Below are 12,930 nucleotides of genomic sequence, written 5' to 3'. Positions count from 1 at the left end.
CTCACAGGCCTGCGTGGGCGGCGATGGCGGCGGCGATGGCCAGGGCCAGCTCTTCGGGTTTGCGCTTGATCGAGTAGTTGGTCAGCTCAGGGTGGCTTTCCACGAAACTGGTGTTGAACTGGCCGCTGCGGAATTCCGGGTTGCGCAGGATTTCCTGGTAGTAAGCGGCGGTGGTCTTCACGCCTTGCAGGCGCATGTCATCCAGGGCACGCAGGCCGCGGTCCATGGCTTCTTCCCAGGTCAACGCCCACACCACCAGTTTCAGGCACATGGAGTCGTAGAACGGCGGGATGGTGTAGCCGGTGTAGATCGCCGTATCGGTACGCACGCCGGGACCGCCGGGCGCGTAGTAACGGGTGATCTTGCCGAAGCTGGGCAGGAAGTTGTTTTTCGGGTCTTCAGCGTTGATACGGAACTGCAACGCGAAACCACGGTGCTGGATGTCTTCCTGTTTCACCGACAGCGGCAGGCCGGAGGCGATGCGGATCTGTTCACGAACGATGTCGATCCCGGTGATTTCTTCGGTGATGGTGTGTTCCACCTGCACCCGGGTGTTCATCTCCATGAAGTACACTTCGCCCTCGGCGAGCAGGAACTCCACGGTGCCGGCGTTCTCGTAGCCCACGGCCTTGGCGGCGCGCACCGACAGGTCGCCGATGTAGGCGCGCTGTTCAGGGGTCAGTTGCGGGCTTGGGGCGATTTCGATGAGCTTCTGGTTACGGCGCTGGATCGAGCAATCACGCTCGAACAGGTGCACCACGTTGCCGAAACTGTCACCGAGGATCTGCGCCTCGATGTGCTTGGGATTGACGATGCACTTTTCCAGGAACACTTCCGCCGAACCGAAGGCCTTGGTGGCTTCGGAGATCACACGGGGGAAGGCTTGTTCAAGTTCTTCGCGGCTGTTGCAGCGACGGATACCACGACCACCACCACCGGAGGTGGCCTTGAGCATCACCGGGTAACCAATGCGGTCGCCTTCGGTGAGTGCCTCGTGGATATCCGCGACGTTGCCTTCGGTACCCGGCGTGACCGGCACACCGGCCTTGATCATGCTGCGGCGCGCTTCGGTCTTGTCGCCCATGCGGCGAATGACTTCAGCCGATGGACCAATGAACTTGATGCCGCGTTCAGCGCAGATGTCCGCCAGTTCGGCGTTTTCAGACAGGAAGCCATAGCCGGGGTGCAGCGCATCGCAGCCGGTTTCCACCGCCAGGTTCACCAGCTTGCGTGGGTTCAGGTAGCCGGCCAGGGGCTCGGCACCAATGCTGTGGGCTTCGTCGGCACGCTTGACGTGCAACGCGTGGCGGTCGGCATCGGAGTAGACCGCGACCGAGCGAATGCCCATCTCGGCGCAGGCACGCACGATTCGTACGGCAATTTCACCACGGTTGGCGATCAGGATCTTTTTTATCACTTGGAAATTCCCTTGAGCCGATTGCTGCGTTCTTCGACCCGCTGGAGCCGGGTCGGCGCGTGACCAAATGTTTCATGACAGTCGCGAGACACACACTAAGCCCGCCAAGGGATTAACAAAAATCAATAATTATTGGGTTGGGCATAAGTAAAGACTTATAGTCATCCGGACAGCTTGCGGCGAGAGCACTAAGAAATGCGTAAGTCACTGATGAGACTGACATTGCGTCAATTGCAGATCTTCCATGAGGTGTGCGATTTGCGTTCCTACAGCCGTGCGGCCGAGGAAATGTCCCTCACGCAACCGGCCGTCAGCCTGCAAATTCGCCAGTTGGAAGAGCTGATCGGCCAGCCGCTGTTCGATTACGTGGGCAAAAAGCTCTACATGACCGAGGCAGCCGAAGCCTTGCAGCGCGCCAGCCGCGATATCTTCGGACGTCTGGAAAACCTCGATATGCAGCTCTCGGACATGCAGGGCTCGTTGCAGGGCCAGTTGAAACTGGCGATTGAGTCCAGCGCCAAGTACTTCGTGCCGCACCTGTTCGCCGCCTTCAAGCGCCAGCATCCGGAAGTGCAGTTGCAGTTGACGGTGGTGAACCGCGCCCAGGTGATTCGCCGGCTTTCGGACAACCGCGACGACCTGGTGATCATGTCCATGGTGCCCCAGGACATGGGCCTGGAATTCCTGCCGTTCCTCAACAACCCGATTGTCGCCGTGGCGCCGCCCGACCATCCCTTGAGCCTGCAAGGCCCGCTGCGCCTGCAGGACCTGGAACCCTACACCCTGCTGCTGCGCGAGCCGGGCTCCGGCACGCGACTGGCCTGCGAGGAGTACTTCAAGGAAAAACGCGTGCACTTCACCCAAACCGTGGAAGTAGCCTCGGCCGAGGCGCAGCGTGAATGTGTTTGTGCGGGATTGGGCGTGGCCCTGTTGACGCGTCATGCGGTCAACATGGAACTGGCCACCGGCGGGCTCCGGGAGCTGCCGGTGGAAGAGCTGCCACTGTACCGCAGTTGGTGCCTGGTGCAGGCCAAGGCCAAGCGCCTGTCACCGGTGGCCCATGCGTTCCTGGGCTTTATCCGCAGCGAGAGGGTGCAGATCAGCGTACTGGCTGAGCGTTTCGCTGGGCTGCCGCGGGTGCCTGCCAGTGGAGTTCCGGGTAGTCGCTGATGCTCTGGAGCAACTGGCGCTCCTCACAGCGGTCTTCGATTGCGCGACGGAACGCCATGCGGCGCTGGTCTTCCTGCTGACGACGGGTTTTGACGGAGCTGTTGCTGTCTTCGTAAGTCCGGGCCATTTGGAGTCTCCCAATGCGAGTACGGGGAGTTCAGGATGGCCCTGGGCGATGACGCAGCGATGACAGCCTGATGAAGATTCTGGGTTTGCAGGAGATCCAAATGTGGGAGGGGGCTTGCCCCCGATTGCGGTGTATCAGCCAGCAAATTTATTGGCTGACCCACTGCTATCGGGGGCAAGCCCCCTCCCACATTTTGCTCTGTGTACCGCTCTAGTCATCGAGGGCTTTGACGGACTTGGGCGACAGACGCAGGCTGCGCAAACTGCGCTTGACGCTCTTGAGGTGGTTGACCAGGCTCGGCCCGCGCGCCATGGCCACGCCCATCGCCAATACATCGATCACCACCAGGTGGGCGATGCGCGAGGTCAGCGGGGTATAGATCTCGGTGTCTTCATGCACATCGATCGCCAGGTTGACCGTGGACAGTTCCGCCAACGGCGTCTGGCTCGGGCACAGGGTGATCAACGATGCACCGCTTTCACGCACCAGGTTGGCAGTGATCAGCAGGTCCTTGGAGCGGCCCGACTGGGAAATGCAGATGGCGACGTCAGTAGGTTTCAGGGTCACCGCCGACATGGCCTGCATGTGCGGGTCACTGTAGGCCGCAGCGGTCAGCAGCAAGCGGAAGAACTTGTGCTGGGCATCGGCGGCCACCGCACCTGAAGCACCGAAGCCATAGAACTCCACACGCTGGGCCTGGGACATGGCCGTCACGGCCTTTTGCAACTCCACCGGGTCGAGCTTCTCGCGCACTTCCATGAGCGTGTGCAAGGTGGTATCGAAGATTTTCAGGCTGTAGTCGGCGACGGAATCGTCTTCATGGATCGCGAACTGCCCGAAGCTGGCACCGGCGGCCAGGCTCTGGGCCAGCTTGAGTTTCAAGTCCTGGAACCCGGAACAACCGATGGCGCGGCAGAATCGCACGATGGTCGGTTCGCTGATACCCACGCTATGGGCCAGGTCGGCCATCGAACTGTGCATCACAGCCGCAGGGTCAAGCAGCACGTGATCGGCAACCTTGAGTTCCGATTTGCGTAACAGGTGGCGCGACTGGGCGATATGTTGCAACAGGTTCAAAGGGCAGGACTCTTGTTATGGGCAGGGCCAGGGATGTAGCAAGCTTGTAGTTATACTACAAGAATTGCCCTTTTGCCCGTCCGACGCATCACTAAATCGCCCTGCCCCCCTTTGAATCTAAGGGCGGCCGCGTTGTAGCCACAGGGGCGCCCCCGGCGTCGTTAAGGAAATTCTGCATTTTTCCGTAACAAATCTGCCAACCCATCGGCCTGCATCGGCCGACTGATCAAATAGCCCTGCACTTCGTCACAATGCTCACCCCGCAGGAAATCCAGCTGCTGCTGATCTTCCACACCCTCGGCCACCACCTTCAGCGCCAGCCCGTGGGCCATGGCGATGATTGCCCGAGTGATGGCCGCGTCTTCGCGCCCCTGGCCAAGGCCGCGAATGAAGGTCTGGTCGATCTTCACGTAGTCCACGGGAATGCGCTTGAGGTAGCTGAGGGACGAATACCCGGTGCCGAAGTCATCGATGGCCAGCTTCACGCCCAGGTCACGCAGTTGCTGGAAGGTGGCGATGATGTGTTCGACGCTGTCGAGCAGTTGGCTTTCGGTCAGCTCCAGCTCGAGGTATTGCGGGTCCAGGCCGGTTTCTTCGAGCACCTGGCGCACCAGGCTGACCAGCTTGCCCTGGCGCAACTGGTGCACCGAGAGGTTGACCGATACCCGGATCGGCGCCAGCCCCTGGCGCTGCCATTCACAGGCTTGCCAGCAGGCTTCGCGCAGTATGAATTCGCCCAGCGGTACGATAAGGCCGGTCTCTTCAGCCAGGCCGATAAATTCCCCCGGCGGCACCATGCCCCACTGCGGGTGGTCCCAACGGATCAGCGCTTCGGCAGCATTGAGCTTGCCAGTGGCCAAGCACAGTTTCGGTTGATAGAACACCGTGAGCTGACGCTCTTCGATGGCCTTGCGCAGGTGGTTTTCCAGCTGCAAGCGCTCCAGGGTGCTGGCTTGCAGGCTGTCGGTGTAGAACTGGAAGTTGTTGCCGCCCAAGTGTTTGGCGTGCTGCATGGCCATGTTCGATTGGCTGACCAATGCGGAAATTTCACGCGCGTTGTCCGGCAACAGGCTGACCCCCATGGAAGCACTCACCACCAGTTCATGCCCCTCCACCGTCACCGGCACCCGCAGCTTGGCCAGCAGCCGCGTGGCGACCCGCGCCAGGCTCGACAAGTTGCCGTAGGCGTCGAACAACACGGCAAACTCATCCCCGGACAGGCGTGCAATGGTGTCGGCCTCGGGCAAGGCATTGATCAGGCGTCGCGCCATTTTTTGCAGCAACTGGTCGGCCACTTCATGGCCCAGGCTGTCATTCAACAGCTTGAAGCGATCGAGGTTGATGTGCAGCAGCGCCAGGCTACGCCCACCCTGGCGGACACGCTGGTGCGCCTCGCGCAAGCGTTCGCGAAACAGCGAGCGATTGGCCAGGCCGGTCAGTTCGTCGTAGTGGGTGAGGTAGCGCATACGCTCTTCGGACTCACGCCGCGCCGAGAGATCGGCGAAGAAGCCTACGATATGGCTGACTTTGCCTCGAATATCCCGCACTACGTTCAACTGCAGCCACTGCGGGTAAAGCTCACCGTTCTTGCGGGTCTCCACCAATTCGCCCTGCCACGTGCCGTGGCTGAGCAACGCCTGGCGGATCACCGGAAAATGGCGGCGGGCGTCACGACTGCTGGGCAGCTCCACTACATTGCGGCCAATCATGTCATCGGTTTCGAACCCCGTAACGCGGCTGAAAGCCTGGTTGACGGCGATCAGCTTGTAGTCCGGATCAAGGATCACAATGCCTTCGCTGGCGGCTTCAAATACGGTCGAGGCCAACCGCTGCTGTTCCTCCAGGGCCTTGCCGGCGCTGATATCGCGGCGCGTACCGAGCATGCGCGTGACCCGGCCGCTGGGCGCACGCTCCACGGCGCGGCCACGGTCTTCGATCCACACCCAGTGCCCGTCACCATGGCGCACGCGGTATTCCACCTGATAGTCCTCGCTGCGGCCCTTGAGGTGTTCCACCAGGGCACGCTTGAGCAGCGGCAGGTCGTCGGGGTGCAGGCGCGGCTTGAGGTGGCTGAGCATTGCCGTGACGTACTCCGGCTCCAGGCCGAACAGCTCCTTGAGCTGGGTGTGATGGACCTCATCGGTTTGCAGGTTCCAGTCCCACAGGCCCAGTTCACTGGCTTGCAGCGCCATGGCCAGGCGTGCTTCGCTTTTGTTCAAGGCCAGGCTGGCGGCGTCCAGTTCCTGGCTGCGCTGTGCGACGCGGTCTTGCAGGCCGATCTGGGCGTCACGCAACTCCTGTTCGACCTGACGGCGCTGCTCGACTTCACGCACCAGGTCCTGATTGAGTTGCTCGCTGCGCTGCTGCGCCTGTTGCAGGTGTTCGATCAGCGCCTGGTTCTGGAAGCGGCGCAACAGCCCGCGCTGGATCAGGCGATTGACCTGCCACGCCACCAGGCTCAAGGACGCCAGCAGGATCAGGCCAAGTACACCCCAACCACGCTGCTGCGGGTCGCCGCTCCAGAACAGGTAGAAGATGGACGGCACCAGGCACGGCAAGGCAAAGGACAGGAACGCCGGCAGGCTCACGGCGTACGCCACGCTGGCCGACAAGGTCGCCGCGCCGATCAGGCCGAATACCCAGGCCTGCTGCATGAAGCTGTCACCCGGCACCAGGGCGATGGCGGCCGTTGCCAGCGTCAGGCCACTGACCGCCGAGCCGAGCAGGAACATGCGCTGCCACACCGGCTGGGCCTGGCGGCTGGGCATCGCCGAGTCGAACGCGGCCACCTGGATCACGCGCATTGCCACCAGGGCCAGCAGCCAGATCAACCAGATGCTGTCCAACAGGTATTGCTGAGGGTTCCACAGTAGCCAGGCGCAGACCAGGCCATTGACCAACATCAACAGGGTCGGCAGCAGTGAGCCTTGATACAGCAGGCGTGTGCGCTCGACCGCCATCTCCGTGGCGTAGTGTTTACGGATAACCTGCGCGGGAGCCGCCGAGGGGCCAAGCAGGTCGGTGCTAAGGGTCATAGGCAGTGTTCTTATAATGGTGAGCCCGAAACGTCGACGGAGCATACACAAGCAAGCGCTTGGGCCAAACTGCTCCATGTCATAAAAACTGCGCGGTCATGCAGCGCAAACTTCCGGGCCAGACGGCTTGAGCGAGACGCTGCGCGGGCTGCGACCATCGACCGACCGGTCATCACCCCGAGGGTTTTCCGTCGACCAGCCGGCATTGGCATTTGCCCCACTTCCCCGGGGGCCATAGAATGCGCCGATGCGCGATGATCTCTCCCTTTTGCTGAACTCCCTCAACGATGCCCAACGCCAGGCTGTAGCGGCCCCCGTTGGCCGTCAGTTGGTCCTGGCCGGTGCTGGCTCCGGTAAAACCCGAGTGCTGGTGCACCGTATCGCCTGGTTGATCCAGGTCGAGAACGCGTCCCCGCATTCCATCCTGTCGGTGACCTTCACCAACAAGGCCGCTGCCGAGATGCGCCACCGCATCGAACAGCTGATGGGCATCAGCCCGGCCGGCATGTGGGTGGGCACCTTCCACGGCCTGGCGCACCGCTTGCTGCGGGCGCACTGGCAGGAAGCGGGCCTGGCCCAGACCTTCCAGATTCTGGACAGCGATGACCAGCAACGCCTGGTCAAGCGGGTGATCCGCGAGCTGGGCCTCGACGAACAACGCTGGCCGGCGCGCCAGGCGCAATGGTTCATCAATGGCCAGAAAGACGAAGGCCTGCGCCCGCAACATATCCAGGCCAGCGGCGATCTGTTCCTGGCCACCATGCGCAGCATCTATGAAGCCTATGAGGCCGCCTGCGTACGCGCCGGGGTTATCGACTTTTCCGAGCTGCTGCTGCGCGCCCTCGACCTGTGGCGCGATAACCCAGGCCTGCTGGCGCATTACCAGAAACGCTTCCGCCATATTCTGGTGGACGAGTTCCAGGATACCAACGCCGTGCAGTACGCCTGGCTGCGCCTGCTGGCCAAAGGTGGCGACAGCCTGATGGTGGTGGGCGACGACGACCAGTCGATCTACGGCTGGCGTGGCGCGAAAATCGAGAACATCTACCAGTATTCCGAAGACTTCCCGGACGCGGTCACCATCCGCCTGGAGCAGAACTATCGCTCCACCGCCGGGATACTCAAGGCGGCCAACGCCTTGATCGCCAACAACACCGGGCGCCTGGGCAAAGAACTGTGGACCGACGGCGGCGAAGGCGAAGCGATCAACCTGTACGCCGCGTTCAACGAACACGATGAAGCGCGCTACGTGGTGGAAACCATCGAAAGCGCGCTGAAAACCGGCCTGGCGCGCAGCGATATCGCCATTCTGTACCGTTCCAACGCCCAATCGCGGGTGTTGGAAGAAGCCTTGCTGCGCGAACGCATCCCGTACCGCATCTATGGCGGCCAACGCTTCTTCGAGCGGGCGGAAATCAAGAACGCCATGGCCTACCTGCGCTTGCTGGAAGGCCGTGGCAACGATGCAGCGCTGGAACGGGTGATCAATATCCCGGCCCGTGGCATCGGTGAAAAAACCGTCGAAGCCATTCGCGACCACGCCCGCCACGCCGATGTGTCGATGTGGGAAGCCATGCGCCTGCTCATCGACAACAAGGGCCTGACCGGTCGTGCGGCGGGTGCGCTGGGTGTGTTTGTCGAGCTGATCGAGAACCTGGCGGCCAAGTGCGCGCAAATGCCCCTGCATTTGATGACCCAGACCGTGATCGAGCAATCCGGGCTGATCGCCTATCACGAAGCGGAAAAAGGCGAGAAAGGCCAGGCCAGGGTAGAAAACCTTGAAGAACTGGTGAGCGCAGCCCGTGCGTTCGAAAATACCGAGGAAGACGAAGAGCTGACACCGCTGGCCGCGTTCCTCGGCCATGCTTCGCTGGAAGCCGGCGATACCCAGGCCGACGAGCATGAAGACAGCATCCAGCTGATGACCTTGCACAGCGCCAAGGGCCTGGAATTCCCTTACGTGTTCCTGGTGGGCATGGAAGAAGGCCTGTTCCCGCACAAGATGAGCCTGGAAGAACCCGGCCGCCTTGAGGAGGAACGCCGCCTGGCCTACGTGGGCATCACCCGGGCGATGCAGAACCTGGTGATGACCTACGCCGAGACCCGACGCCTGTACGGCAGCGAGACCTACAACAAGGTGTCGCGCTTCGTACGTGAAGTACCGAAGGGGCTGATCCAGGAAGTGCGCCTGTCCAACAGCGTCAGCCGCCCGTTCGGCGGGGGCCAGCAGCAGAACTCCAGCAGCATGTTTGCGGGCTCGGAGATTCCGCAGACCCAGTTCAGCCTGGGCCAGCAGGTCAGGCATTCGGTGTTCGGCGAAGGGGTGATCCTCAACTTCGAGGGTGCCGGTGCCCAGGCGCGGGTGCAGGTGAATTTCGCCGAAGGCAGCAAGTGGCTGATGATGGGTTACGCGAAACTCGAAGCCGTTTGAAACATTTGCCTACATGAAGGTTCTTGGCCCACCCTTGTTTTTAACAAGCGCGGGCCAATATCTGTAATAAGTCCTACAGACCGTTCTGAATCTGTCCTACGCAAAAGCCCGAAACATTATGCCGCTAGCCACTGTCACCACACCTGTGCAACATGGCGCGCGTGCAATCCACAAATGGGAATTCCCTTTATGAAACGTTTTCTTAGCATCGCCATGGCGTTGTGCATCGGCCTGACGATGAGCCTCGACGCCAACGCCAAACGCTTCGGTGGCGGCAAAAGCTCAGGCGCAGCACCGACTCACCAGACCAGCCAAATGGCTCCATCCGCCGGTGCCGGCGGTGCTGCGGCCACCGCAGGCGCCGCCGGTGCTGCAGGCGCTGCCGCCAAGGCCGGCGGTGCTTCGCGCTGGTTGGGCCCTCTTGCCGGCATCGCCGCCGGTGGCCTGCTCGCCTCCATGTTCATGGGCGGCGGCTTCCAGGGTATGCAGATCTTCGACATCCTGATCATGGCGGTCATCGCCTTCCTGGTCTTCCGCTTTATCGCCGCTCGTCGCCGCAAGCAGCAGGAGCACCTGGCTCCAGCCGGCGCGCCAATGCAGCGTGAAGTGTTCGAGCAAAAACCAGCCATGGGTTCGATCTTCGGTGGTTCGGCAGCACCTGCCGCGGCCCGCCCGGTGATCAATGCACCGGCCTGGTTCAACGAAGAACGTTTCGTCGAGGCGGCTCGCAGCCACTTCCAGTCCCTGCAGCAGCACTGGGACGCCAACGAAATGGACAAGATCGCCGAGTTCGTGACCCCGCAACTGCTGGAGTTCCTCAAGCGCGAACGCGCCGAGATTGGCGATGCATTCCAGTCGACTTACATCGACGACCTGCGCGTGCAACTGGACGGTGTGGATGATCGCGCCGACAAGACCATCGCCACCCTGACCTTCAGCGGTGTGTCGAAGACCTCGCGTTTCGACCAGGGCGAAGTGTTCAGCGAAAGCTGGAACATGGAACGTGCACAGGGCGACAACCAGCCATGGCTGGTCGCCGGTATCCGCCAGAACGGCTGATCCCTGCACGCTTGGTAAACAGATACAAAAAACCCCGGACCTGTCCGGGGTTTTCTATTTCACGGTTGCACTTATAGCGAGCTACTGTATAAAACGCCCCTATAAACCGCGCCATCTAGCAAGAGGATCCCGGCCGTGGAAGAAATCATCGAACAATTGCGTGAAGCCAACGAACCGGTCCCGGTTCCCTTGGAGCTGCCTGACGAAGACCAACTGGTGGAGATCGAGGAACAACTGTTCATCGACATCCCGTTTGTCTTCCGTGAATTCCTGCTGACCGTCAGCGACGTGGTGTACGGCAGCCTGGAGCCGGTGACCGTCACCGACCCGCAGTCCCACACCTACCTGCCGGACGTGGCCGCCAACGCCTGGGATGCCGGTGTCGACCGCAGCCTGATCCCGATCTGCCAGGACGGCGACGACTACTACTGCGTCGAAGAAGACGGCACCGTGGTGCTGTGGTCCGGCGAAGAAGAAATCGTCACCGAAGAAACCTGGGAATCGGTGTGGCACTGGGCGCGGGACGTCTGGCTGGAAAGCTGACAGAGCTGTTTGGCTGACCGGGCTCGCTGTGGCGAGCGGGCTTGCCCCGCGTCGGGCTGCGAAGCAGCCCTCCCAAGCCCCTCAATGCTCCGGCGTATCCTTATGGTTATCCAGCGTCTCCAACAAGGCGACCTGCATCCGCGTATGCACGCGGATGAACCACCGCCAGAGCACCGCCGCCACCGCCGCCGTCACCACGGCAATCAGCACCAGCAACTTGTTGGTCGGCAAAATACTGGCCGACAAGGCTGCCAATAGCAGGAAGATCACCAGCAACGAAAGGATCGGGATCAACTCTGCAATCACCCTTCGCACCCGCTGGGTATGCCGCCCGGCCATTTCTGGCTTCACGCTCATCTCCGCCAGCAGCATCGACAGCGCCTTGAGCTTGCGATACGCGGCAATCAAGAATGGCAGCGACAACAGCAACGCCCCTCCCCAGATCAACGCCTTCTGCCAGCTTGGATCGCCGATCCAGCCTTCCAGATACCCACCGATGCGCGCCGCGAAAAAGCTGCCGGCAAAGAAGATCGCGATCACCAGCGCCAGGTTGACCCCGACTTGCAGGATGATCTTGCGGATCATCGATGCCAGCATCGCGCCTTCACCTTGAGGCTGGATACTGCGCAGCCATTCGCCGTACATGCCGAAAACCCGGCTCAATCGCTTGGGCATAACCGCTGCGATCTTCAAGGACAGCGGGTCGGCGCCGCGAATCAGGTACGGCGTGAGCAGTGTGGTGATGGCCGAAACCGCTACCGCGACGGGGTATAGGAAATCGCTGGTCACCTGCAGCGTCATCCCCAGCGCCGCGATGATGAAGGAAAACTCGCCAATCTGTGACAGCCCCATGCCCACGCGCAGTGAGGTACGGCCATCGTTGCCAGCGATAAACGCGCCCAGGCCGCAGGACAGCATCTTGCCCAACACCACGGCCACGGTGATCACCGCAATCGGCCAGGCGTATTGCAGCAGGATCTGCGGGTCGATCATCAAGCCAATGGCCACAAAGAAGATGGCGCTGAACATGTCGCGAACCGGCTCGATCAGGCGCTCGATCTTAATCAACTGCCGGGATTCGGCCATGATTGCGCCGATCAGAAACGCGCCCAGCACCATGCTGTATTCCAGCTTGACCACCAGCAGGCAGAAACCGAAACACAGGCCCAGTACGGTGATCAGCAACATCTCGTTGCTTTCGAACTTGGCCACGTACGCCAGCAAGCGCGGCACCAGCAAAATGCCGATGACCAGCGCGACAATCATGAACAGCGAAAGCTTGCCGACGGTGGAGAACACTTCGCCGGAGCTGACCGTACCGCTGACGGCGATGCTCGACAGCAAGGCGATGATGCCAATGCCGAGGATGTCCTCGACGATCAGCACGCCGAAAATCAATTGGGCGAAACGCTGGTTCTTCATCTTCAGGTCATTGAGCGCCTTGACGATGATGGTGGTCGAGGAAATCGCCAGGATCGCGCCAAGGAACAGTGAGTCCATGGTGTTCCAGTCGAACCAGCGGCCGATTTCGTAGCCGATCCAGATCATCAGGATGATTTCCAGGAAGGCCGCGATAAACGCCGTGGCGCCGACCTTGAACAGCTTGCGCAGGCTGAATTCCAGGCCCAGGCAGAACATCAGGAAGATCACCCCGAGCTCGGCGAGGGTCTTGATGGTGTCTTCGTCGTGGATCAGGCCGAACGGCGGGGTGTGGGGGCCGATGATGAACCCGGCAACGATGTAGCCCAGCACCACCGGCTGCTTGAGGCGGTGAAACAGGATGGTGACAACCCCTGCCACCAGCATGATCACGGCCAAGTCCTGGATAAAGCTGATGGCGTGCATGGCGAGGGGCTCCTTGAGGGTACTGGTGCTTTTCCCACTTCCGCGCGCGCCTTTGAAATGTCGCAAAGTGCGGAAGGAAAAGTCTGCCTTGATCGTAAGAAATGCCCTGAGATGGGCTTTTGAAGGTTAACACCGCGACTTCCGCCGGAAAGCCGGTGCAATATATGGAAACAGATCGGTTCGCGCGTGACGGCTAGCCGCCCACCGGCGTCCCGTTATGGATGGT

General features: G+C 61.3%; 9 protein-coding genes. 4 read left to right on the top strand and 5 right to left on the bottom strand.

What is annotated here, in order from left to right; translation table 11 throughout:
* Position 1: 1 nt before the first annotated feature.
* Positions 2 to 1,417, bottom strand: coding sequence for an acetyl-CoA carboxylase biotin carboxylase subunit (locus BM026_RS00985; protein WP_003195732.1), 1,416 nt, complete (start codon positions 1,415 to 1,417; stop codon positions 2 to 4).
* A gap of 195 nt (positions 1,418 to 1,612) precedes the next feature.
* On the opposite strand from BM026_RS00985, the gene BM026_RS00980 reads away from it, so the two are divergent.
* Entirely contained in the window at positions 1,613 to 2,587 is a 975-nt protein-coding gene (locus BM026_RS00980; protein ID WP_093527131.1) for a LysR family transcriptional regulator, read from the top strand.
* On the opposite strand, the gene BM026_RS29285 is transcribed toward BM026_RS00980, so the two are convergent.
* From BM026_RS29285 to BM026_RS00965, 3 genes are all read right to left on the bottom strand, one after another.
* Positions 2,517 to 2,714: a PA3496 family putative envelope integrity protein gene (locus BM026_RS29285; RefSeq protein ID WP_083351517.1), complete on the bottom strand. Its 198-nt coding sequence runs from the start codon at positions 2,712 to 2,714 to the stop codon at positions 2,517 to 2,519. The two genes, BM026_RS00980 and BM026_RS29285, sit on opposite strands and share 71 nt — an antisense overlap.
* 210 nt (positions 2,715 to 2,924) lie before the next feature.
* Positions 2,925 to 3,791, bottom strand: coding sequence for a transcriptional regulator HexR (hexR, locus tag BM026_RS00970; protein ID WP_003177007.1), 867 nt, complete (start codon positions 3,789 to 3,791; stop codon positions 2,925 to 2,927).
* 161 nt (positions 3,792 to 3,952) lie between these two features.
* A complete protein-coding gene (locus BM026_RS00965) occupies positions 3,953 to 6,826 on the bottom strand; it encodes an EAL domain-containing protein (protein WP_092241577.1) in 2,874 nt (957 codons plus the stop codon).
* A gap of 247 nt (positions 6,827 to 7,073) precedes the next feature.
* Between BM026_RS00965 and uvrD the strand changes: the two genes are divergently transcribed.
* The 3 genes from uvrD (at position 7,074) to BM026_RS00950 (ending at position 10,859) form a co-directional block, all read left to right on the top strand.
* Positions 7,074 to 9,257: a DNA helicase II gene (uvrD, locus tag BM026_RS00960; RefSeq protein WP_093527129.1), complete on the top strand. Its 2,184-nt coding sequence runs from the start codon at positions 7,074 to 7,076 to the stop codon at positions 9,255 to 9,257.
* A gap of 189 nt (positions 9,258 to 9,446) precedes the next feature.
* Positions 9,447 to 10,316, top strand: coding sequence for a Tim44 domain-containing protein (locus tag BM026_RS00955; RefSeq protein WP_071490847.1), 870 nt, complete (start codon positions 9,447 to 9,449; stop codon positions 10,314 to 10,316).
* Positions 10,317 to 10,451: 135 nt separating this feature from the next.
* Positions 10,452 to 10,859, top strand: coding sequence for an SMI1/KNR4 family protein (locus tag BM026_RS00950; protein ID WP_028618538.1), 408 nt, complete (start codon positions 10,452 to 10,454; stop codon positions 10,857 to 10,859).
* A gap of 81 nt (positions 10,860 to 10,940) precedes the next feature.
* Here BM026_RS00950 and BM026_RS00945 read toward each other — a convergent pair whose 3' ends face one another.
* Positions 10,941 to 12,704 (bottom strand): cation:proton antiporter, encoded by a 1,764-nt coding sequence (locus BM026_RS00945; protein ID WP_093514228.1) that lies wholly within the window; start codon positions 12,702 to 12,704, stop codon positions 10,941 to 10,943.
* Between the last annotated feature and the right edge of the window lie 226 nt (positions 12,705 to 12,930).

This window comes from Pseudomonas sp. NFPP24 (assembly GCF_900112095.1).
In the GTDB taxonomy this organism is placed as follows: Bacteria; Pseudomonadota; Gammaproteobacteria; order Pseudomonadales; family Pseudomonadaceae; genus Aquipseudomonas; species Aquipseudomonas extremorientalis.
Note: the sequence above shows the minus strand (reverse complement) of the source record. Positions and strands in the feature narration are given on the sequence as shown.